This window comes from Proteus genomosp. 4 str. ATCC 51469 (assembly GCF_003144375.1).
In the GTDB taxonomy this organism is placed as follows: domain Bacteria; phylum Pseudomonadota; class Gammaproteobacteria; order Enterobacterales; family Enterobacteriaceae; genus Proteus.
In genome coordinates this window covers 26,790-51,239 of record NZ_PENV01000005.1, presented here as the reverse complement: position 1 = coordinate 51,239, position 24,450 = coordinate 26,790, and the positions used below count along the sequence as shown (strand labels likewise).

Here is a 24,450-nt window from a genome sequence, read left to right as displayed (position 1 = left end):
GAACCCTAACACATATAAGTGGGGCAATCATGGGTATTATTTGTTTAATCATTGGGCTAGCGATATTAATGATCATGTGTATGAAAGGCATACATATCTTCATTTCTGTCTTTACCACCAGCCTATTTCTTGCTGTGACTGCATGGCTTGTATCACCAGATATGCTTAATCCTGTCGATGCACTGTTACAAGTGTATACCGGTGGGTTAGGTGGTTATTTTGGTAGCTTCTTCTTCATTTTCGTACTTGGTGCGATTTTTGGCAAATTAACCGCTATCAGTGGCGCTGCTGATAGTGTTGCCTCTTTTATTATTGGTAAATTTGGTGAAAGAGCCGTTATTCCTTCATTAGTTGCGGCTTGTGCCATTTTAGCCTACGGCGGTGTTTCAGTGTTTGTTGCACTGTTTACCGTTTATTCGATGATGGTGAGTTTATTCCGCAAAGCGAATCTTCCTCGCAGACTTATTCCTGCTGTCTATTTTGCTGGTGCAGGTACGTTTGTGATGATAATGCCTGGATCACCACAAATCCAAAACCTTATCCCAATGAAGTTCTTAGGTACGTCAGCTACGGCCGGTTTAGTACCGGGTATGTTGACAGCATTATTCCAAGTCACCTTAGTGATTATTTATCTCACTTGGTTATTTAAGCGTGTAAAAGCGAAAGGTGAAGGCTGGGTTGAAGACGAAAAAACAGCAAAAGCCGAAGAAGGTAAAAAAGATCGTCAATTACCTAATGTGCTCGTTGCATTACTCCCTATGCTTATTTTGCTGGTCGTGCTGAATATCCTGAAATGGGACCCTGCTATCGCACTATTCTGCGCCATTATCGCCGCCTTGATTGTGTATTTACGCTATCTCGATTGGAAAAAGCTCGTACCTAATTTAGCCGCAGGAACAATGGAAGGGGTGACCTCCCTCTTTAATACGGCGGTTATTGTTGGGTTTGGGGCATTAGTGATGACCTTACCTGCGTTCAAAGAATCATTCCAAGCGATTGCTCAATCGGGTCTTAATCCACTTGTTGTTACTGCAATTTCAGTCGGTGCCTTGGTGTTTATCAGTGGTTCTGGCTCTGGTGCGCTAAGTATTGCTATGCCAATGATTGCCGCAATGTTCCCTGCAACTGTGGTTGATCAAGGCTCCTTACACCGTGTGGCAACAATGGCATCAATGAGTACAACTCCGCCATTTAACGGATTGATTATTACTGTCTTTAGCGTTTGTGGTGTCAGCCATAAAGAGGGCTATGGCCCTGTAGGAACGTTAACTCTCGCTATCCCACTGTTAGCCATGATGTTTATGTTGCTGCTGTACACCTTCTTACCTGCATCCATAGCGACGATGTAGAAATAACGTTAACCCATTAATGCGTGCGATAAGACGACAAACGTGAAATCGCACGCCATAGAGATAACCCTATATATTCACAGAGGAAAATAAACATGGATTTTCAGCTAACAGAAGAACAAGTCCTGATCCGCGATATGGTCAGAGAGTTTGTTGAAAATGATATTAAGCCTATTGCTGGCGAAATTGATAAAGAACACCGTTTTCCAAGTGAAAGCGTTGCACCTATGGCTGAATTAGGACTCTTTGGTTTCAATATTGATGAAAATTATGGTGGAACAGAAGCGGATGCAATTAGCTATGTATTAGCAACAGAAGAAATGGCAAAAGTCAGCGCTGCACACGCGATGATCATGGGATCACAGTGTTCATTAACTGGCCCCGTTATTCAAAAATATGCTGATGAAGAAACCAAAGCACGTATTTTACCGGGAGTGGTTTCAGGTGAACAAATTGGTTGCTTCTGTTTATCCGAACCAAGTGCGGGTTGTGATGCCGCAGCGCAACAAACAACCGCTGTTCGTCAAGGTGATAATTATGTGATTAATGGATCTAAATTGTGGATCACCGCAGCACCTCAAGGTGCATTCTTTATCGTATTTGCCATGACTGATAAAAGTGCGGGTGTTAAAGGGATCACCGCATTCTTAGTTGAGCGTGATAACCCAGGGATCAGCATTGGTTTACCAGAAGAAAAAATGGGTATGAATGGCTCTGAAACCTGTTCTGTCAGTTTTAGTGACTGTGTTGTACCTGTTAGTGCACGTTTAGGCGCGGAAGGTAAAGGCTTTAGCATTGCCATGGAAACCTTAGATGGTGGCCGTTTAAGCTGTTCAGCTATTGCGTTAGGTATCGCACAAAGTGCATTAGATGCCACGATTGATTACACCAAAGAGCGTATTCAATTTGGAAAACCTATTGCAGCTAACCAAGGTGTGCAATGGATGCTAGTGGATATGGCTACCCGTGTAGATTGTGCTCGTATGTTGGTGTATCGCGCAGCTGCGGCAAAAATTGCTGGGCTTCCTTATACCCGCGAATCAGCGCAAGCCAAATTATACGCTTCTGAAACAGCAACCTATGTCACTCAAAAAGCCGTTCAACTCCACGGTGGTATGGGCTACACCAAATCTTACCCTGTTGAACGCCTAATGCGTGAAGCAAAACTCACTGAAATTTTTGAAGGCACAAGCGAAGTGCAACGCATGGTGATCGCTAAACATATTTTAGCGTAATGACATTGGGATTTTATTAATTTGCTCCCTTGAGCAAAACGGAGAATGTGAATTATGAAACTTATTGCCTGCTGTAAGGTTGTTCATGACGAACAAGACATCACAACGCGGCCTGATCGTACACTCGCAACTGATAATGCGGGTTTAAAAATTAGTTTATATGATTTAAATGCAATTGAAACCGCAGTAGAAATTGCCTCGGCTCTGGGTGATAGTACCGTAACAGCGCTTAGTGTAGGCACGAGTGCAATGGTAGAAAACGCGAAAATTAAAAAAGATATTTTATCGCGTGGCCCTGATGCATTAACACTTGTTGCTGATGATGCGTGCAATGCTCTTTATTCAACAGATACCGCCAATATTATTGCGCAAGCAGCACAAAAGGTGGGTTTTGATTTATTAGTTTTCGGTGAAGGTTCTGGTGATTTATACGCTCAACAAACAGGTTTAGCAGTAGGTGAATACTTAGGCTTACCTTGTGTTAATGCCGTTAACAAAATCACCGTTGATGGTGACAAAATTATTGTTGAGCGTGATTTAGAAAATATCACTGAAGAGCTAGAGCTGACATTACCTGCCGTTGTCTGCGTGACATCAAGCATTAACACCCCAAAATTACCGTCAATGAAAGCCATTTTAGCTGCGAATAAAAAACCTGTTGAGAAACTTGGGTTAGGTGATATTGGTGTTGATATTTCAGCACTGACTGTCGTGCAAACACAAGTGTGCGCACCAGAACAGACTGATCGCCTTGGCATTATTTTAGAAGGTGATTCAGATGAAAATATTGCCACATTTGCTGAGCATTTACGCCAAGCGGTTAATCAATAAGGAGATTAAAAATGGCTAGTTTACTACCTACTACCTTTGTTTATGCCGAGAAAGCGGATGATTTAGCAAAGCTGATAGCGTTTGCTCGTGGTCTTGGTGAAAAAGTGAATGTGTTATTTATCGGTGATGACGAAAGCACGCGTGAATGTGTCAGCCTTGGTGCTGATTGTGTCTATTGCTTTGCGCCACAAGAAGGTGTGATTGCTGAAGATTATGCGGCCTCTTTTGCTGAAATTATTAAAGAAGCAGGTGCTAATGCATTGGTTTTATTAGCATCATCAAAACGAGCAAAAGCCATTGCGGCCCGCCTAGGTGTGATGTTAAAAGCGGGTGTTGTCAGTGATGCATTAAGTCTGACTGTTGAAAACAATATCGTGATCGCAACACATCAAGTTTATGGTGGTTTAGCACATGCTAAAGCAGAAATTCGCTCACCTTATGCTATTGCTACCGTTGGTGGTGCATTAGATGTGGAAGTCATTACAGATGCTCCCAATGCATCAGTGGTACAAGGCACCTTTGTCGCCCCTGCGCATACATTAAAAGTGTTAGCACGTAAGCCAAAACAAGGTAGTAGCGTTGATTTAGGTAAAGCGCATTGTGTTGTTGGTGTTGGACGTGGCTTTGGTAAGGCAGATGATATTGCGTTAGCGTCTGCATTAGCGAAAGCCCTTCAAGGTGAAGTGGGTTGCTCACGTCCAATTGCTGAAGGTGAAGGCTGGATGGAACACGATCGCTACATTGGTGTTTCAGGCGTGACCTTAGGTGCTGATGTTTATGTTGCTGTCGGTATTTCAGGGCAAATTCAACATATGGTCGGTGTAGATAGAGCAAAAATTATTGTTGGTATCAACAAAGATAAAAATGCGCCTATCTTCAATATGGTGGATTACGGGATTGTCGGCGACCTCTACAAAGTGTTACCTGCATTAACAGCAAAACTTGGCGGCTAATCCCCGTCGGTCGCTTAGTGAAAGTGTGCTAAGCGACCACACATAATAAAAGGATAGAAAAGTATGTCAGACGATATTTTTGACGCCATTATTGTGGGTGGTGGACTTGCTGGTGGTACTGCTGCCTATGTTTTAGCGCAAGCAGGATGTGATGTTTTAGTGGTTGAGCGAGGTAATTTCGCTGGCAGTAAAAATATGACGGGTGGGCGTTTATACGCACATAGTCTTGAAAAAATCATTCCTAACTTTGCTGAAGAAGCCCCAGTTGAGCGCCTTGTGACGCGTGAAAAGATCTCCATGTTAACGCCGACAGATGGCGTGACGTTAGATTATCAGCATACTCAGCAAGAAGAGGAAGCGGCGCGCTCTTATACTGTATTGCGTTCTTCATTTGATCAGTGGTTAATGGAAAAAGCGGAAGATGTTGGCGCACAAGTGATCACGGGCGTTCGTGTCGATGAAGTATTAGTAAAAGATGGCAAAGTATGCGGCGTTAAAGCGGGTGATGATGAAATTGAAGCCCATGTTGTGATTTTAGCTGATGGTGTTAATTCATTATTAGCGAAGCAATTAGGCATGACGCAAAAAGTAAATCCTCATACTGTTGCCGTTGGTGTTAAAGAGTTACTTGAATTTACTCCTCAACAAATGGAAGACCGATTTGGTTGCACCAATGATGAAGGGTTAGCTTGGCTTTTTGCGGGCGCACCATCAGGGGGATACTTAGGTGGTGGTTTTTTATATACCAATAAAAATACCGTTTCTTTAGGCCTAGTTTTAGGGCTACATAACGTCGATAAGTTCGAAAAAACGGTTCCTCAATTATTAGAAGATTTTAAACAACATCCTGTTGTTGCACCGCTTATCAAAGACGGAAAATTATTAGAATATTCAGCCCATATGGTGCCAGAAGGTGGCATGAATATGGTGTCTGAATTAGTGAGAGATGGTGTATTAGTGGCAGGTGATGCAGCTGGTTTTTGCCTCAATGTGGGTTATACCGTAAGAGGGATGGATCTGGCGATTGCTTCAGGTGAAGCGGCCGCAAAAGCGGTATTAATGGCGAAAGAACAAAACAGCTACAGTCAAAAAGAGCTGAGTTGTTATCAATCTTTATTAAATGACAGCTTTGTTATGAAAGATATGAAGCTATATAAAGATCTGCCTGCTTTCCTTGATAACACCAGATTCTTTACGGATTATCCGCAAATGGCGGCCAATGTCATGCATGATTTATTCGTGATTAATGGCCCAGAAAAACCAGTACGTAAGAAAATACTGTCTCAAGTGAAGAAAGTTGGTGTGATGAACTTAATTAAAGATGGCTTTAAAGGAGTACGTTCTTTATGAGTCAAGTAAACGTAGACGTTAAATTAGGCGTTAATAAATTTAATGTGGATGAAGAAAATCCGCATATTGTCTTAAAGGATGATATCGATCCTGCACAATTTGAAATCTTAATGAAAGCTTGTCCCGCAGGGCTATATAAAAAAGATGAGAAAGGGCAATATCTTTTTGATTATGCGGGGTGTTTAGAGTGTGGTACTTGCCGTGTGTTATGTGGTGAGACGATTTTAAAGAAATGGGAATATCCGTGTGGCACACTAGGCATTGAATTTCGTTACGGCTAATGAAATAGATCTTTTTCCCCTCTAGTGTAACCTCCAAAATTTAAACTAGAGGGGGGATAAGTATTATGGGTACATATTGATTCATATACGAACCATAATGCTTGTAATGATACTTATATAACCCATAATTTTGTTTTATAACTTATCTTAACGAGTGTATTTTTCGATACTCTGAAGGTGTCATAAAAAATTCAGATTTAAATTTTCGGCTTAAATTAGAAATATCACTAAACCCACATTCATAAGCCAGTTGTGTAATATTTTTCTCTGCTAAAAGCGGATTAACTAACGCTGTTTTATAATTCTCAAGACGCTTTTGGTAGATCCAACGAAGTACAGACGTATTTTGTTCTTTAAATAGCATCTGTAAATAGCGGACTGAGATCCCACACGCATTAGCACATTCATTAACACTTAAATCGGGATCGGAAAGATGTTGCTCAAGATAGTGCTGAGCAAAATAAAACAGTGTTGATCTTCCTAAGCTTTGCGGTGGTGTCGCAATACTAAATTCGCTAAAGGCTGAAGTAATTAAGTTCAATAAAATATCAGCAAGTTGTTGTGCATGTTGTGGTGGCATTGAATCCAAAAATGGAATATAACGCATCACAAAACTATAAACGAGAGAGCCGGTAATGCTATTACCGCGTATTGCTCTTGCTGTAAGATTTTGGGTATTACCTAAACGTGATGCTAGTTTCTCCCTTGGGATAAGGATCTTAAATAACGAGTAGTCGTTATCAAAAGACCAGGATACGGGTCTTGCCATATCAAAAATACAAAAGTCGCCTTGTCGCAGAAATGCCGTTCTTCCATCTTGAGTTAGATGGCTGGTTCCTGAACGCTGTATCTCAATTTGAAAATGTTCTTCTAAGCTCAGTTTATGGCTCAAAGGACGGCTACTTGCCCAGTGTCCATTAGACTCTAACTGAATAAAGCGAATATTTGTCACCTTCTGCTCGACAATATTGGCATAGAATCGAGAATGAGGAGGCAATTCGACTTCATTGCATTCATAAGACGATAAAAAGCGGTCTTTTATTGTATCCCTGAATACGGAAAACCGATCTACGTCAGGGAGTTCCCGTGTCGTAAACATGCTTTTCATAGTACGCCCACTTTTATTGAAAGTATTTTTGTTGTGTTGCCATCAATCTAGTATAAAAAACAACTTAAACTAGATGGAAATAGAATAATATTTTTTATAACTTTAAACTTAAAATAGTGCATTTAAATAATTATTAGCGAAGATACTTATTATCTTTTTTGTTAATAAATTGAAGGTAATATATTTAAAAATTTTTAATTTTTTAAATTAAAGTCATATAACTAATATAATTAATTTATAGCATTTTTGATGCTATCATTTCTATGCTATTAATCCTAAGTTAATTTCCTATCTTTAGAGAGAGATCTCATAAATGGATTAAGAGTGATTCTTATTAATGTCTTATTTATTTCATTCTTTTCGGAGTGTGAGTTAATATGGATTTTATGTACATAATAGAATTGGTTGTTAAATAATTTTGTTTTTTTATTGTTAATCATATAATTATTAATTATATAAAATTAAATTAATTTTTTATAAATTTAATAGTAAATATATTTAATTTTAATGACGTTCACTTTTTCACTTGTTGTGAACAAATCAATATTGTGAACGTGAAATAGGTTTCTCGATTTATAAAACATTATTTATGTAGTATTTAGCCCACTAAAATTAGTGGGCTGAAAATGAATATTTTCTATCTTTAACGTAGGCCTTGCACACTTTCCACTAAATTGGCTAACTGTGATACTACGCGGTCGCCAATATCGGCATTATCACCACCCAATGCTTTATTGCGCATAAAGTCTTTCTTGATTTGTTGCCAACGAATAGCGTCTTTTTCAGTTAGTTTTCCACGTAATTCCGCGAGTTTTAATAAATTTTCCTCGGCTCCAGTTGTCAGCAATTGTGCTTCACCAAGATAATGATCGTCGAGTAAGCGTTCAATCTCTTCATCATTCATTACCGCAGAGACTTTTTCACTTAATTTATTCATATTGCGGTAGCTGCCTTGCAAACGGAATGCTGGCTCTGTGCGATATTTATCTGATTGTGCCGCACTGGCGATATATTGCTGATTTACTTTTAAAATGACATTGCGTAGCGTAATTAAGTGTTTAAGCACCATTACAATTTCATTAATTTCAGCATCAGAATAAGGGTAACTTAATGTATTGGTAGAAACAGATTTCCCCATCGCCTTATCAACTAAAATATAGAGATCGTTAAGATCACGTAGTGCAAGCGGTGCCAATACCGCATTCGACGTTAAGCTATTTTCGATATAACTCAGGGCAAAAGCATCGTCCATACCACCTAATACTTCACCTAAGTTATAAATATCAGCTCGGTTAGCCAACATATCAGGAATACGGAAGACTTCACCTGATTCGGTGTAAGGGTTACCAGCCATGACGACACAGAATTTTTTACCCCGCATATCATAGGTTTTGGTTTTTCCTTTCCATACTCCTTCAATACGTCTTGTTCCATCACAGAGCGAAATGAACTTTTGTAAGAATTCAGGGTGAGTATGCTGAATATCATCCACATACAGCATAACGTTATTACCCATTTCTAATGCTAAGTTGAGTTTTTCAAGCTCTTGCCTTGCTGTTGCATTAGGTGCTTGTTCGGGATCGAGTGATAGCACGTTATGTCCTAATGCAGGGCCATTGATCTTCATAAAAATAAGACCTAAACGTGCGGCTGCATATTCCATTAATGTGGTTTTGCCATAACCCGGAGGTGAGATCATTAATAATAATCCCATTAAATCGGTGCGTTTACCTTCGCCTAACGCACCAATTTGTTTTGCCATATTGTCGCCAATAATCGGTAAATAGACATCGTTAATCAGCTTATTACGGACAAAAGAGCTTAATGGTTTGGCTTTAAATTCATGCAGTTTTAAGCGTTCACGTTCATCGCTGACTATTTTTTGACGCAGTGTGAGATACTGTCGGAATGCAGGAATAAAGTTCTTTCTTTGCCCGCGCATCCGGCTGAAATAGTCATCTAAACTGAGTGATAATGCCTGGTTTTCAATGGTGGGGTGAGAGCCTAATAAACCCGTTACAGTGAAGTATAAATCAGCTTCACTATAACGAGCTGATGCAACTTTATCTAATATAATGATAGCGATAGCACCCGGAATATAAGGTGAGAGTTCGGCATAATCAGGCAGAGAGCACAGCCCTTGTAGCCAATTTTGGATCAGTGCCCAACGCTGTGCGTATCGCGTACCTAAATTCTGTTGTGAACGATTAAAGTCTATCCACATATGGGCTTCTTCTAATCGGCTTTGTAATGCAATCACTAACTCTTTAGCATATTTGCTATAAACTAATTCAATAGGTGTTCTCGCCAACGCAAAGCTTAAATATTCAGAGGCCTGCATCGGTACATAGTGTTCGCACTCAATCGGATTATCATGAAGGAAGAGGCGTATATCCGCTTCGATTTCTGCTTGCAGATCGGTTAACGCATCGTCGGTATGGAATAATTGCTGAATATTCAGTGCGGTTCTTGCGCGTTCAGGCCATAAAGCGGGATATTGCTCATTTTGTTTCGTTTCCCAAAAGAGCGCAGCTATTGCGCGTGCCGTTGGGTTATAGCGTAGAAGATCAGCACTTTCGCCAATAGGGATCAGCTTTTTCAATATGGCGATCGCATCGTGATCGTGGATACCTTTTTCATAACCTTCTTTATAACGTGGGGTTGCAAAATCACGCACGAGTTTTTCCAGCTTTTCTGGAAGAGTGAGTGCTTCTTTTAGCGTTTCGTAATCAAGACCATCTTGACGTTTTGCCGCTGCATAAATAATGGAGTAAGCAAGGTACTCTGCACGATAAACAGTGTCCGATTCAGATTCAAGTGAGGCATTCCAATAAGGCTGTAATTGAGCAAGTTCTGTATTTTCAATCGGTTCTTGGTAATCCGTTCCTGTCAGATATAACCAAAGCTTATCTTCTTTAGGTAAGATAGTGAGATCAAGTTCTTGCGTATTTACGCTAAAGCGATGGCGAGGCCCTAATTTAATAACATTGCCACCGTCTTCAAAAATATCAGTTTTATCCCGCAGAATACGAATAGCTTGGTCGCGAGAGGATTTTAAGCGTGCATCAATATCATCAGCTTTGACGTTATCATTGATTTCTCTTAATTTTTCAATGATCTCTCGTGTTTTTAGTGATAAAGGATCTGATGCGAAAAAGGCATTTAACTCATCTTGTGACTGTAATCGAGATGTTCGACGTTGCAGATTTTCCAGTAAGCGATTGGCTGCGGTTAATAGGCTTTGTGAGCGACGTTGGCGATCATCAAGCAACACTTGTTTGTGTGACTCAAAGGTTTCTACTAACTCTTCACGTTTAGCCATAATATCATCAAGAAATTCATCATGATGGCTAAACTGACTTTCTAGCTCTTCTAATTGAACTAAAAGACGCGAAAGCTGATCGTCACAACGTTCAGGATCGGTTGCAAGGGATAAAGCATTGGTGATCCCTTGGCTAAATAAGCGAAATTGAGCACCAAATTGTGCCACGCTTTCGACGCTACTTTGTGATTTGCGTTTTTGTTGTAGTCGAGCGCGAGATTGATTGAGCTGAGCATAGATTTGTGAGATTGCATCAATAATATGCGTTTGTTGGGTAACGTCTTGGAACGTTAAAGATGCCATTAAGTTAGAAAGCATATCCAAATCAGCAGACATTTTTTCCATGTCATTCATTGGTGCATCTAGTTGTGCGCTGTTCTGGGCTTTTTCAATGAGGTTTTCAAAGGTAACAAGTTGAGCTTTGAATGGTTGTAATGCTTTATCACTGGCAAGGAAAAGTGCGGTTGCTTGTGAAACACGCTGTTGTGTTTCGGTAATTTCTGTTTCCATGGCGCTAAGTTTGGTTAAGTCCATATAACGGAATTCACGCAAGGAAATCAGATGCCCTCGATGGGCATTTAATAAATTCAAGCTATCAACAAATTGTTGAATATCAGTCCAACTATCGGGGAGTGTTAAGGCCAGTAGTGATTTTTGGCGATTAACCGCTTCAAGCATTGATTTCGCAGATTGCTGACGAATACTTTCCACTTTTTCATATTCATCAAGTACTAATTCACTGGTTTGAGAGATATCTTTTAATAATTTACCAATTCCTAAACAGTGTTCATCATTAAACCAATAATAGAGATCTAATAAGTTTTTAGGTTGTAAGCTGAGTTGCTCATAACGAGCAATAGAGATTTGATTACCTTCAATTTCTTTTGCAACATGCAAAATTTCAGAAATACCTCGTACTAAATCAGCATTACCAATACGGCCATAAAAACCATTACGAGGCGGTTGTTTATCGGCAAATTCTTCAGAATAGAAGGGGGTTTGCCAAACTTGCATTGGATGAACACGCGTGGCTTCTTCGCCTTCACCTTCAAACAGCACCATTTTCCCGTCTTCAAGCATCGCATAGCCATGACCAACTAACGGCACAGCAAGTTTACGCTCAATCATATTGTAATTGAAAAGCGCAAGGCGACCTTGTGAAGGAGAGTAGAAAACATATAACACATCTTCGCCATTAGGCGAACGGCGTAGACGGCGGAAATACATTCCTTCCATTGGTTGATCAAAGGTTTTGTATTCGCCATTTTGCAGGTAATAGCCACCAGGGAAAATAATGCCGTGATCTTCAGGTAATTGAACACAAGCTTGTCCAATTGCATCAATGCGTTGTACAGTTTGCGTCAAAATGTTGTAGACCAAATAACGCCAGTTTTCTTCGCGATACGGTAAGATTTTTAACAGAATTAAACTGCCTGTTTGAGCATATTCAATTTGTGCATCATCGAGAGATTGGTTTTTATCTAAGACGGCTTCACGATAAATCCCTAAACCATCTTCGGTGTTATTTTCACATTTAACGGTTAGGTCACCACCAGTCGTTTCGACAAAAACGGTATCAAGAATATTGATATGGGGAAAACGGCCATTAACCGTATCTTCACGTTGGGTTTTTGTCCATTCGAAATCGTAAGCAGGAGGGAGGGCAATATCGCGTTCACCACGATTATCAATATAGTCGATACGCTTTTTATCACTTGAGATAGCCCAGCGGAAAACACGAACATCAGTAATTCGCGCACCAATTTGAAAACTGGCAAGCAATTTCCCATCACGCTCAACAAGTTGTAGTAGTTGCGTATTTTTGTAATAAGTATAAAGCTCAGTAAAATCCTGAATAAAACGATTATCGTTTAAAAAAGTCTCTTCATAAGGGACTGCCTCAACGTCAAACTCTCCCTCGCTTTCAGTTAAACGATAAAGTGAAAAGACATCTTCAAGATGAATTTCACGTTTTAATCCAAGGAAAACGTTATAACCAAACAGTAGCCATTCACCAACACGAACAATATCTCTGGCTTGGCAGTTATTTTCAGTACGAATACGGATACGGCCAATAATATCCATTTGGCTTTGACCAAATTCATCTAAGCGATGTTGATTTAACTCAGTAGCTTTTTGATGAAGTTGTTGGCCTTGCTCAGTGAGGCGTTTGCGTAAGATTTCATACGCGCCACCTTGTGCAACGGCGCTATCGAGTATTTCCTGCTCGCGATTCGTATCCAGAATTTCAGACATGGTATAACGGATTTCCTTGGCTTAAACGATAAAAACAAGATAAAAGACATAGAGATGTCTCTATGCCTTTCGTCTCCTAAATAGCATTATTCTTCTTTAGAGGAGTCTGATTTAGTTGTCACATCTTTAATCAGTTGATTGGCCCCTTTTGCTGCCATAAATCCATTAATTAAATCTTGAACTTCAGGATTTTTTAATAAAGAAGCAATATCGAGTTTTTTATCTTGTTGAGTGCGGTTAATCAGTTTTTCAACGTTTTCTTTGGCAAAACTGCTTTTATCCATAAAACCATCTACCGCTTTACCTAAGCTTAATGCTTTAGAGAAGGTGTTAAAGAAGTTGCCATCACCGCCCACAATTTCAATATTGGTTTTGCTCAGCGCTGCTGCTAATACATCGGCTTGTTCGCGTGCAATTTCTTTGTTGGCTTCAATAGACGCCATTGCTTGTTCAAATTGTTTTTCAAGACTCATACGGAATTCTTCATGTGAACGCGCGGTATCACTGAGGTGATCCATAGATTTGAATTTATCTGTTAAACCATCGGCTTCTGCTTTCAAGCGTTGGCGAATAACCTCAGCTTGTGCTGATCCTAATTGGCCTTCACCACGCGCTTGTGCTGCGAGTTTCTCTTCAAGAATTTTCGCATCAGCAAGGCCTAATTTCTCTTTTGCATTGGCTTGTTGTTCTTCACCACGCGCTTGGGCAGCTAATTTCTCTTCTAAAATCTTGGCTTCTGCAAGGCCTTGTTGTTGCTGGGCTTGTGCTTTCGCTTCCATCACTTGCGCTTCAGTTAAGCCTTTTTCTTTCATGCCTCGTGCTTCAGCTAATAGTTTTTCAGCCGTGATGTTAGCCAGTACAAGGCCTTCTTTCTCTTCAGCTTCTGCTGTCGCTTGGCGCACTCGTGCTTCGGCAAGACCTAATGCAGCATGCTCTGCTTCAATACCTTCGGCTAAACGTTTTTTCGCTTCGGATTGTTTTACAGAGGCTTCTAATTCAGCTTTCGCCATCGTGCTGATTTCTTCAGCTTTATGTTTAGCACTAGACTCATCAGCTTCGGCTCTTTTCACTTGGCGAACTAAAGACTCTTCTGCTTCTGCTTGTGCATTTATGATGGTGACTTGACGCATACGTTCAGCTTCTGAGACTTCGCGTACTTCTTTAATGCGCTCTTCTTCTTGAGCAACCGTTTTTTCTACGGCGACACGCTCACGAATAACATTTGAGATATTTTTACGTTCTTCTTCTAACGCTTTTTCTTTCTCAATACGTTGCAACTCAACTTCACGTTCACGAGCAACAATTTCTAATTCACGAGCACGATTAACTCGCTCCTGTTCAATGGTGACTGCACGAGTACGATTTTGTTGTGCAACTTCCACTTCACGCATGCGGTTTTCTTCACGAATTTCAATTTCTTGCTGCGTTTGAATACGAGCTTGTTCTGCTTTTAAGCGCTCTTCTTCTTGCACACGCAAGGTTTCAGATGTTTCACGAGCACGAATATTATCGATTTCACGTTTTTGGCGTGCTTCTGCATCGGCTTGTTGGCGTTCTAAGGCCAGACTTGCTTCTCGGGTTTCCACGTTTTTCTTTTGAATAGCAAGTTCTTGGTCGCGCTCTTTTTGGTTGGTTTCAATATTATGAATGGCGGTAATTTCCGTGATTTTACGGATACCTTCAGAGTCAAAAATATTATTAGGATCAAGTGCTGATTTCGGGGTTTGTTCTAAATAGTCGATAGCAACGTCTTCTAATGCATAACCATTAAGATCTTTACCGATGACATCAACAATGCGATCACGGAAATTTTGTCTATCTTCAAAAAGTTTAGACAGTTCAAACTGTTTACCTACTGTTTTTAATGCTTCTGAGAATTTAGCACTAAATAGGGTACTGACTGCTTGATGATCTGATGCTCTATCAACACCAATGGCTTTTGCGACTTTTAATACGTCTTCAGTGGTTTCATTTACACGTAAATAAAATGCAACGGTAATATCAGCACGTAAGTTATCTTGGCAAATCAAACCATCTTTACCACGACGATCAACCTCTAACGTTAAAAGAGAAATACGCATAAACTCTTTTTTGTAGATAACAGGATAAACTAATGCACCTGTGAAGTGGACTTTAGGTTGTGAGGTCATGTCATTGACTATTAAGGCTGTACCTTGTGGCACTTTTATATAGAAAGCTTTAAATAATCCAAATAACCCTAAAATAATTAGAATTGCGAAGCCAACAATAGTTAAGAAAGGCATAACGAAAGCCAAATCCATACTTTTTTCTCCATAGGTTCAGACGATGCCGTCATTTTTTAATCGTATTTGTCTGTTAACTTAATTGTATTTCATCGAATGCGAATATCAGCGATGAAATTCATCTTCCGTTACGACTTGATAACTGTGAGTAGACGCGTCATAGCTAATAATAATAACGTTGTCTCCTCGTTTAATATTTTCTTGTTCTGGTGCTCTAACTTGTAAAATTAAACCTGCACCTCCATCCTCTAAAACGGCTTCACCTTTGTTTTCCGCTACATTGGCTGATCGTACTATGGCTAATTTACCTATTAATTGGTGTACTGATTTAGGCTTATTACGCGACATGAGCTTTTTACGAATAGGTTTTAAACATACCGCAGTAAGATTAAGAGAAATAAAAGAGATAATGATTAAAGCAACAAAGCCAACTAAATAATGAATAAAATTGGTTTCAATAGCGCTGATAATCCAATAGTTAGTAAAGTAACTGATAAACCAGCCAATAAGGGTAAAGAAGGTTACAATAATCGTAACTGGGATACCGGCTAACCCTAATTTTGTTAACCAACCTGCGAAACCTGTTGCATCAACATCCAATTCACTATCAATATTAAATAAATCAATATCTAATAATCCAAAAGCAGCACAAAGCCAATAAAAAGAGATAATAATAAGTAATGCACTAAAAATAATGCTAGGAAAAGCTAGGCTATTTTGGAAAAACAAATTCATAAAGAGTTCTCTTAATTTAAGAAGAAGATAATATCCTTGTCATATTAATATCTCTTATCATACTTTAATACGCTGAAAAAGCATGTAGTTATAATCACATTCTATATTTATTTTTTCATTTTATTTTTTATGGAAGTTAATATAACTTATTTAGATAATGATGAATAATATTCGGTATTATTGCGTATAAAATCAGATCATTCTCTAAAGTAATAATAAAAATATTTTTATCTATTACATATCATTTCTTATTAACTGAATAAGTGTTTTGTTGTAAAAAATAGAAATTTATTAAATAAAAACTCTATAACATTAAAAAAACAACACTAATTGTGTTGTGTATTCCATGCAGTACTATCGGTGCGATTAATGAACGAGTTCCTATTCTGATTTGGCAAAACACAACACCCACAATAAAAATAAGGATAAACGTAGTCATTGACTCATATTGAGTATGCATAGCGGCAAATAGAAGTGAAGAGATAATAATGGCAATCCATTTTCCGATATTGCCATACCACATACCCGCATTTAGTAGAAAACCTCTAAAAATGACTTCTTCAGTAATTGGAGCAATAAAGATAACTGAGAGTGCAAATAAGAAGAAGGCAAAACCTGTAATGGATTCAATTTCTGTAATCCATGAATCATCTTCAGAGCCTAAAAATAGACTAATAAAATATAATCCCACTAAGGCCAAAAAGGGGGCCTTTAGTGTACTCCATTGAAGACGACCTAACGGCATTAATTTAATATGTTTTTGATAGGCAAACCAAATAATTAGACAGTAGGGGAGATAAATAAAAAAACTGATCAATGAGATGATATAAGGTGATTGAAATAGTGCAACAGGAGAGGGAGTCAATAATAGACTAAAAGATGAGAAAAAATAACCTATAAAAGCAAGTATGCAAATAAAGGAGTGATAAATTCGGTCTTTGGGAAATTCCATTTTTGTTGATCCTTGAAGTTATACTGATGAGGTAGTTCTATTTTTATCATGTTCGAAATTATAAAGGCTTTGTAAGAAAAGAGTATGAAGAAATATTTGAATTATTAGGATATAAGAAAATACTTAGATGTTTGGTTTATGTAGGAGTTGCTCTATCGTTTTCAATTATATTTTTAGTTATCGATGAGTAAGTCGTATTTCACTCTTTTAATGAGGTGATTAATAAGCACTCAACGTGTTCGACCTATGATATTTAAGAGCTAATAATGGTAGCTAATTATTTTCCTTTGTGTTTTTTATAAATACAAAGATTTATATCTTAATATTGGTGTGGAAGAGAAAAGAACGATAGCGATGGTAATTAAAAATGCCATTTTTTAACATTAAGCCTTCAATTCCATTTTTCATAATCTATCTTCCTGATCCTCATATGATACAAATATATCTGAACTAGCATATTACTAATAGTGTTGTATTTATTTTGATCTACTTTCTAATAGATAGGAATGAGGTAGGTAGAAAAGAGAAACGGTATTTAGTAAGAATAATAATTAGTTTAGTCTATGAAAGCAAAAAACCAGCCCTAAGGCTGGTTTTTCTAAAGATGGTGCCCGAACTCGGAATCGAACCAAGGACACGGGGATTTTCAATCCCCTGCTCTACCGACTGAGCTATTCGGGCTAACGAGGCGCATTAAACCGTATTCAGCGTGATGCGTCAACGTCTTTTTAATAAAAAATGCAAAAATAAGTTTGTTTGCTTTCTTTTTATTCTATTCGAGTTTAAATTTTCATCATAAGCAATTTTTCAGTAAAAAATGCTTAAATAACAATCAGTAAAGATATTCACTTTTTTGCAGATCAAAGAGAAAACTTTCTCTTTTTTTGATGATTAAATTTGATTTTTGCTACTCAGCAGAGAGAAATTGGGTACAAGCAAAAAACAGATCATTTTTCTCGTTTTCCAACACTCAAAACTAACTTAATGCACCATTTTTACGGCATTGGGCAATCTTAAGAATATCCTCAGCCAATAATTTTGCTGTAATAATATCATCAGCATGATGATTCACCATTAAACGGCTTAAACAGCCTTCTAAGATGAGTTCCATCTGTTTAGCAACTAACTCGCTGTCTTCGATATCAAGCTCGCGTAGTAGCGTTCTAGAGTAATCAAATGAGCTTTGCTTTTGACGTTGGCTTAATTGGTGAATTTGAGAGTGCTCATCAGGGTATGCGCTACATGCTGCAACAAATAAACAACCAGGAAAACGGTTTTTCTCTAAACGTATGGCCAGTTGATCATAACGGGCAAGTAACTTTTGTTCGATAGTCAGTTCTTCATCTAACATCACTTGGCGTTGCCAAATATCAATTTGCTGCCCATGATGGCGAAGACAATCAAAAATTAAGGCATCTCTATCAGGCCAAAATGGGTGAAGTTGAGATTCATTGATATCCGAATCTTGAAGAAGCTCTGGTAAAGTCGCCGCTAAGCCGTATTGCTCTAGCTTGATAAGTACGTGGTCTAATAATGCTTCACGTTGCACGGAAATCTCCTTAAATCACGTTGTCGCGAAAACATCATAATTAGCAGACTTTAACTAAAAATGAAAGCAAGAGGCGACAGGGTAAAATGAAAATACCCCATCTTGCGACGGGGTATTTTCTTGTTTTTTTATTTCTTGTAAGCGCTAGGCGCTTTTTTGCAATGTTTTAATTTTTTACTTCAAACTACAGGATCATACCGCCGAAGAGGAAACCAAATCCGACAGCTAATACCACACCAATTGTACCAGGGATAAAGAATGGGTGGTTGAAGACTAATTTACCGATACGGGTTGTACCTGTGTCATCCATTTGAACTGCCGCAACCAGTGTTGGGTAAGTTGGCAGGATGAACAGACCAGAAACCGCAGAGAAAGATGCAATTGCAGTTAATGGAGATACACCTAGTGCTAAAGCCATTGGCATTAATGCTTTTGCTGTTGCTGCTTGTGAATATAACAGTGCAGAACAGAAGAAGAAGATAACGGCTAATAACCAAGGATGGCCAGTGATTAAATCACCCGCAGTCAGTTTGATCCAATCAATGTTACTTGAAACGAAAGTATCACCTAACCATGCAACACCCAGAATACAGATACATGCACTCATACCTGCTTTAAAAGTACTTGAGTTGAGGATGGTATCAGTTTTAACTTTACAGAAAACAGTGATAAGCGTTGCAACACTCAGCATGATGATAAGAATAGCGTTAGTGGTGTTCATTAACGGTTCTTTCACAATACCTAAGCTTGGGCTGTTGATGATTGCATAAGTAACAACACAGACAACACCCAGTAAGAACAGCATTACAGATGATTTAGCACCTGGTAATGTTTCTCTACGCTCTTGGCTACCACGTAACTCAACCAGACCTTGTTCTAAACGTTCACGATAGACAGCATCATCAGATAGTTTTGAGTTAAATACCCAAGACACGATGAATGACATCAGAATGATAGCAAGGAAAGTTGCTGGTAATAAGATAGACAGTAGAGTGATGTAACTTACTGTATTACCTTCACCGACCATTGCTGGGTTTTCCATGACTGATGCCATGTACACAACTGCAGCAGAGATAGGAGATGCAGTAATACCGATTTGAGCTGCAACAACACCTGTTGATAAAGGACGGCAAGGTTTGATGCCTTGTTCTTTTGCAACTTCTGCGATAACTGGCAGTGTTGCTAGAGAGATGTTCCCTGTACCTGCAAATAGAGTTAAGAAATAAGTCACAATTGGCGCAAGAATTGTGATGTATTTTGGATTACGTCTTAACAGTTTTTCAGTTTGGCCAACAAGGTAATCCAAACCACCAGCAACCTGCATCGCAGAGATTGCGGCAATAACAGCCATAATGATGGAGATAACATCAAAAGGGATTGAACCAGGTTTAACACCGATAGCAGCTAAAACTAAAACACCTAGACCACCGGCAAACCCGATACCAATTCCCCCAAGTCTCGCACCGAGGAAAATGGCCAGCAGAACGATAATCAATTCTACGGCTAACATAGCGTTTACTCCTTGAGATAATTAAAAAAATGAGAAAGATAAGTTAAATTTTTGTTTTTACAATCAAGTAAAAAGGCACGCCTCTTAAAGAGTCCGTGCCTTGTATTTTTAAGAGCTCATTCTTATGTTTAACAGTGTCATGTTATAAAACACAATTATTAATCATCGAAGCGTTTTGCTTTGTAAGCCGGGTTTTTTAAGTTCTCGATAGAGAAGATATCATCCAGTTGTTCTTCGGTTAATAAACCGCGTTCTAGAACAACTTCACGTACACTCTTACCAGTTTCTGCACAAATCTTACCAACGATGTCGCCGTTATGGTGACCAATGAATGGGTTCAGATAAGTAACGATACCGATTGAGCTAAATACGAAGTGTTCACAGACGTCTTTATTCGCAGTGATACCATCAACACATTTTTCTACTAAGTTACGGCAAGCGTTGCTTAACAGAGAGATTGATTCGAACATTGCTTGACCGATTGCAGGTTCCATTACGTTTAATTGTAATTGACCTGCTTCAGCAGCCATTGTTACACAAGTGTCATTACCGATAACTTTAAAGCAAGCTTGGTTAACAACTTCTGGAATAACTGGGTTTACTTTAGCTGGCATGATTGAAGAACCTGCTTGTAGTTCTGGAAGATTGATTTCTTTCAGACCTGCACGAGGACCAGAGGACAGTAAACGTAAGTCATTACAGATTTTAGACATTTTCACAGCTAAGCGTTTTAATGCGCCGTGAACCATTACATAAGCACCACAGTCAGAAGTTGCTTCAATTAAGTCTTCTGCTGGAACACAAGCTAAACCAGTTACTTCTGCCAGTTTTTCAACAGACAGTTTTTGGTAACCTGGTGCTGTGTTCAGACCAGTACCGATAGCTGTTGCACCTAAGTTCATTTCTAGCAGTAACTCAGCAGTGCGTTTCAGGTTTTTGATTTCTTCTTTCATCAGTACAGAGAAAGCGTGGAATTCTTGACCTAAAGTCATTGGTACAGCATCTTGTAATTGAGTACGACCCATTTTCAGGATGTCTTTAAACTCAACTGCTTTTCTATCAAAACCTGCTTTCAGCAGTTCGATAGATTCAGTTAATTTGATAACAGAGTTATAAACCGCTACACGGAAACCACAAGGATAAGCGTCGTTTGTTGATTGGCTCTTATTGACGTGGTCATTCGGGTTCAGGTATTGGTATTCACCTTTTTGGTGGCCCATTAATTCCAGACCGATGTTTGCGATAACTTCATTGGTATTCATATTTAATGAAGTACCCGCACCGCCTTGGAATACATCAACTGGGAATTGATCCATGTGTTTACCTGTTTCTAATACTACGTCACAGGCTTTGATAATCGTATCAGCGATTTCACGAGGAATAGTGTGAAGTTCTTTGTTTGCTAATGCTGCGGCTTTTTTCACCATTACCATACCGCGGATGAATTCTGGAACATCATTGATGGTACGATCACTGATGTAGAAGTTTTCAATTGCACGTAAAGTGTGGACGCCATAGTAAGCATCAGCAGGAACTTCTCTTTTACCTAACAGGTCTTCTTCGATACGAGTTTTATTTGACATGAGAACCTTCTTATTAAAATTTTAACTGTCTAGTTATGCGCTTGTTAATAAAATATATCGTTAACGGTTAATAATGTAATATAACTTACCGTTTTGCTTGGTACTGACACGATCATATTCGGGTTGTGAACAAATACCTTTAAGCTGGATCACTTTATACGTAAATAACGTCTAAATATTTTCTTTTTGTGATCTATCTCATGGATTTTACAGTTCTACTTCTCTTTTTAACGCCCCTTGAAAAGGAGTGTTAGGCTCCCCATTATTATGTAGATAAACTAAGAAAAAGCGAGTTCGTAAACCATCACCTTAGATGTAGTTCACACTCCTTTCTATTAATAATATGAATCTTTTTTTATAAAAAGGAGAACCAAGTGCGTTGGCTCCCATTAATTGTTATTTGTCTTCTTATCTATGTAGAAGCTGTTATTTTCGTCAATGTAGCATCTTCAATTGGCGTACTTACAACACTATTCCTTGTGGTGCTGACTTCTTGTGTTGGTGTCTCATTGGTAAAAAATCAGGGCGTAAAAAATATTGCTTCAATGCAGCAAAAACTTGCCGTGGGTGAAGTGCCTGCTGCTGAAATGGTGAAAAGCGTTTCGTTAATACTGGCGGGTATTTTATTGCTGATCCCCGGCTTCTTTACGGACTTCTTAGGTTTGCTGTTATTACTACCACCGTTACAAGCACTGTTAGTGACAAAATTAATTTCTCGTATTCGTGTTTATTCAGGTAGTAACGGACAAAGTGGATTTTCTTCTAGTCAAAATGGCACCACTTTTGAAGGTGAGTATCAACGCAAAGAAGATTCACCAAGTAACCAACTGAATAATAAGGGTGAAGATCAGGATAACGACCATTTTTCTGATAAAAAATAATTAGCCCAAAGCATAATCGACTAAAAAGGGGAAAATTTGAAAAAAAAACACACTTCTCCCCTTGAAGTTTTACCGGATGCCCCCACCTGTATCGTCATGGTACTGGTTCATCTTAGGCACTGGTATCAACCTTAATCCTGATATGGACTTTTTTATAGGAGCACTATTAATGAAGATTCGTCCATTACATGACCGTGTTATTGTTAAACGTAAAGAAGTCGAAGCTAAATCAGCAGGCGGTATCGTCCTTACTGGCACAGCGGCGGGTAAATCTACTCGTGGCGAAATCTTAGCCGTAGGTCAAGGCCGTATTATGGAAAACGGCGACGTTAAACCACTGGATGTTAAAGTTGGCGATATCGTAATTTTTAACGACGGTTATGGCGTTAAAACAGAAAAAATTGATAACGAAGACGTGCTTATCATGTCTGAAAGCGACATTTTAGCAATTGTAGAAGAATAATTTTTCTCTTTTAAGATCTTCTTAAACTGAACGAATTCAAAGGAAATATACGATGGCAGCTAAAGACGTCAAATTCGGTGTAGATGCTCGTAATAAAATGTTACGTGGTGTTAATGTTCTTGCAGATGCAGTTAAAGTAACTTTAGGCCCTAAAGGTCGTAACGTTGTTTTAGATAAATCTTTCGGTGCACCTGTTATTACTAAAGATGGTGTATCTGTAGCACGCGAAATTGAACTCGAAGATAAATTCGAGAACATGGGTGCGCAGATGGTGAAAGAAGTTGCTTCTAAAGCCAATGATGCGGCAGGTGATGGTACTACAACTGCAACAGTATTAGCACAATCAATCATTGCCGAAGGCTTAAAAGCAGTTGCCGCGGGCATGAACCCAATGGATCTGAAACGTGGTATCGACAAAGCAGTTATTGCTGCTGTCGAAGAACTGAAAAAACTGTCTGTTCCATGTTCAGATACTAAAGCAATTGCTCAAGTTGGTACCATTTCAGCGAACTCTGATGAAACCGTTGGTACTCTGATCGCGCAAGCGATGGACAAAGTCGGTAAAGAAGGTGTTATTACAGTTGAAGAAGGTACTGGCTTAGAAGACGAGCTAGATGTTGTTGAAGGTATGCAGTTTGACCGCGGTTACCTGTCTCCTTACTTCATCAACAAACCTGAAACAGGTACAGCAGAATTAGAAAACCCATTCATTCTGTTAGTTGATAAAAAAGTATCAAACATCCGTGAATTACTGCCTGTTTTAGAAGGTGTTGCTAAAGCTAACAAACCTCTGCTTATCATTGCAGAAGATGTTGAAGGCGAAGCACTGGCAACCTTAGTTGTAAACAACATGCGTGGTATCGTTAAAGTTGCTGCGGTTAAAGCACCTGGTTTTGGTGATCGCCGTAAAGCAATGTTACAAGATATCGCAACGTTAACTAACGGTGCTGTCATTTCTGAAGAAATCGGCATGGAGTTAGAAAAAGCAACCTTAGAAGACTTAGGTCAAGCAAAACGTGTTGTTATCAACAAAGACACTACCACAATCATTGATGGTTTAGGTGACCAAGACGCAATCAGCGGTCGTGTAGCTCAAATCCGTCAACAAATCGAAGATGCAACTTCAGATTATGACCGTGAAAAATTACAAGAACGCGTTGCTAAATTAGCTGGCGGTGTTGCAGTAATTAAAGTCGGTGCAGCAACTGAAGTTGAAATGAAAGAAAAACGCGCTCGTGTTGACGATGCTCTGCATGCAACTCGTGCAGCTGTTGAAGAAGGCGTTGTTGCTGGTGGTGGTACTGCACTGGTTCGTGTTGCTAATGCTCTGCGTGAGATGATTGGTGATAACGAAGAACAAACCGTGGGTATCCGCGTTGCATTACGTGCAATGGAATCTCCAATGCGTCAAATCGTTGCTAACGCAGGTGAAGAACCATCTGTTGTTGTAAACAACGTGAAAGCGGGTGAAGGTAACTACGGTTATAACGCTGCAACTGATGCTTACGGCGATATGATTGATATGGGTATCTTAGATCCAACTAAAGTTACTCGTTCTGCACTGCAATTTGCTGCATCTATCGCAGGTCTGATGATCACAACAGAAGCGATGATCACTGATTCACCTAAAGATGACAAAATGGATTTAGGTGGCGCTGGTGGTATGGGCGGCATGGGTGGAATGGGCGGCATGATGTAATTCATCAGCTAACTGTTTTACACGAAAAACCCGAGCTTAGGCTCGGGTTTTTTTATGCTGTTTTATTTCAGAATTATCAGATAATTTGTTTTTTATATAATTAGAAACAACTTATTTCTTTACAACGAG

The 24,450-nt window shown here is 39.1% G+C and carries 17 protein-coding genes and 1 tRNA gene; 9 read left to right on the top strand and 9 right to left on the bottom strand.

Features of this window, described 5'->3' with window-relative positions:
- The first annotated feature begins 29 nt into the window (after window positions 1-29).
- The 6 genes from DK866_RS07225 to DK866_RS07200 all read left to right on the top strand — a co-directional run bounded on the left by DK866_RS07225 (window position 30) and on the right by DK866_RS07200 (window position 5,999).
- Window positions 30-1,349, top strand: coding sequence for a GntP family permease (locus tag DK866_RS07225; RefSeq protein ID WP_072069069.1), 1,320 nt, complete (start codon window positions 30-32; stop codon window positions 1,347-1,349).
- Between the two features lie 95 nt (window positions 1,350-1,444).
- Window positions 1,445-2,584, top strand: a complete 1,140-nt coding sequence (locus DK866_RS07220) for an acyl-CoA dehydrogenase family protein (protein WP_072064398.1) — start codon at window positions 1,445-1,447, stop codon at window positions 2,582-2,584.
- A gap of 54 nt (window positions 2,585-2,638) precedes the next feature.
- Window positions 2,639-3,415 carry a putative electron transfer flavoprotein FixA gene (gene fixA / locus DK866_RS07215; RefSeq protein WP_109408353.1) on the top strand — a complete coding sequence of 259 codons (777 nt, stop codon included), beginning with the start codon at window positions 2,639-2,641 and terminating at the stop codon, window positions 3,413-3,415.
- 11 nt (window positions 3,416-3,426) lie between these two features.
- Window positions 3,427-4,368: an FAD-binding protein gene (locus DK866_RS07210; protein ID WP_109408352.1), complete on the top strand. Its 942-nt coding sequence runs from the start codon at window positions 3,427-3,429 to the stop codon at window positions 4,366-4,368.
- 63 nt (window positions 4,369-4,431) lie between these two features.
- Complete coding sequence (gene fixC, locus DK866_RS07205; RefSeq protein ID WP_109408351.1) at window positions 4,432-5,718, top strand: FAD-dependent oxidoreductase FixC; 1,287 nt, start codon at window positions 4,432-4,434, stop codon at window positions 5,716-5,718.
- Window positions 5,715-5,999, top strand: a complete 285-nt coding sequence (locus DK866_RS07200; RefSeq protein ID WP_060556296.1) for a ferredoxin — start codon at window positions 5,715-5,717, stop codon at window positions 5,997-5,999. The genes fixC and DK866_RS07200 overlap by 4 nt, the downstream gene beginning before the upstream one ends.
- A gap of 142 nt (window positions 6,000-6,141) precedes the next feature.
- Here the strand turns inward: DK866_RS07200 and DK866_RS07195 are convergent, their stop codons facing one another.
- The 9 genes from DK866_RS07195 to aspA all read right to left on the bottom strand — a co-directional run bounded on the left by DK866_RS07195 (window position 6,142) and on the right by aspA (window position 21,278).
- Window positions 6,142-7,107, bottom strand: a complete 966-nt coding sequence (locus DK866_RS07195) for a helix-turn-helix domain-containing protein (protein WP_109408350.1) — start codon at window positions 7,105-7,107, stop codon at window positions 6,142-6,144.
- Between the two features lie 643 nt (window positions 7,108-7,750).
- On the bottom strand, window positions 7,751-12,685 hold the full coding sequence (locus DK866_RS07190; RefSeq protein ID WP_109408349.1) for a DNA repair ATPase: 4,935 nt from the start codon (window positions 12,683-12,685) through the stop codon (window positions 7,751-7,753).
- Between the two features lie 86 nt (window positions 12,686-12,771).
- Window positions 12,772-14,967 (bottom strand): flotillin family protein, encoded by a 2,196-nt coding sequence (locus DK866_RS07185; protein WP_109408348.1) that lies wholly within the window; start codon window positions 14,965-14,967, stop codon window positions 12,772-12,774.
- Window positions 14,968-15,054: 87 nt separating this feature from the next.
- Window positions 15,055-15,684, bottom strand: coding sequence for an OB-fold-containig protein (locus DK866_RS07180; RefSeq protein ID WP_109408347.1), 630 nt, complete (start codon window positions 15,682-15,684; stop codon window positions 15,055-15,057).
- 304 nt (window positions 15,685-15,988) lie between these two features.
- Complete coding sequence (locus tag DK866_RS07175; RefSeq protein WP_109408346.1) at window positions 15,989-16,636, bottom strand: CPBP family intramembrane glutamic endopeptidase; 648 nt, start codon at window positions 16,634-16,636, stop codon at window positions 15,989-15,991.
- A gap of 605 nt (window positions 16,637-17,241) precedes the next feature.
- Window positions 17,242-17,317, bottom strand: a tRNA-Phe gene (locus tag DK866_RS07170).
- Between the two features lie 295 nt (window positions 17,318-17,612).
- Complete coding sequence (gene dicD, locus DK866_RS07165; RefSeq protein WP_109408345.1) at window positions 17,613-18,185, bottom strand: division control transcriptional repressor DicD; 573 nt, start codon at window positions 18,183-18,185, stop codon at window positions 17,613-17,615.
- A gap of 184 nt (window positions 18,186-18,369) precedes the next feature.
- The gene (locus tag DK866_RS07160) at window positions 18,370-19,695 is read right to left on the bottom strand and encodes an anaerobic C4-dicarboxylate transporter (protein WP_072069058.1); all 1,326 of its coding nucleotides are present in this window, start codon (window positions 19,693-19,695) and stop codon (window positions 18,370-18,372) included.
- Between the two features lie 158 nt (window positions 19,696-19,853).
- Window positions 19,854-21,278 carry an aspartate ammonia-lyase gene (gene aspA / locus DK866_RS07155; RefSeq protein WP_109408344.1) on the bottom strand — a complete coding sequence of 475 codons (1,425 nt, stop codon included), beginning with the start codon at window positions 21,276-21,278 and terminating at the stop codon, window positions 19,854-19,856.
- A gap of 374 nt (window positions 21,279-21,652) precedes the next feature.
- Between aspA and DK866_RS07150 the strand changes: the two genes are divergently transcribed.
- The 3 genes from DK866_RS07150 to groL all read left to right on the top strand — a co-directional run bounded on the left by DK866_RS07150 (window position 21,653) and on the right by groL (window position 24,321).
- Window positions 21,653-22,159, top strand: coding sequence for an FxsA family protein (locus tag DK866_RS07150; protein ID WP_109408343.1), 507 nt, complete (start codon window positions 21,653-21,655; stop codon window positions 22,157-22,159).
- A gap of 169 nt (window positions 22,160-22,328) precedes the next feature.
- On the top strand, window positions 22,329-22,622 hold the full coding sequence (locus tag DK866_RS07145; RefSeq protein WP_036914050.1) for a co-chaperone GroES: 294 nt from the start codon (window positions 22,329-22,331) through the stop codon (window positions 22,620-22,622).
- A 52-nt stretch (window positions 22,623-22,674) separates the two neighbouring features.
- Window positions 22,675-24,321, top strand: a complete 1,647-nt coding sequence (gene groL, locus DK866_RS07140; protein ID WP_109408342.1) for a chaperonin GroEL — start codon at window positions 22,675-22,677, stop codon at window positions 24,319-24,321.
- Window positions 24,322-24,450: the final 129 nt, after the last annotated feature.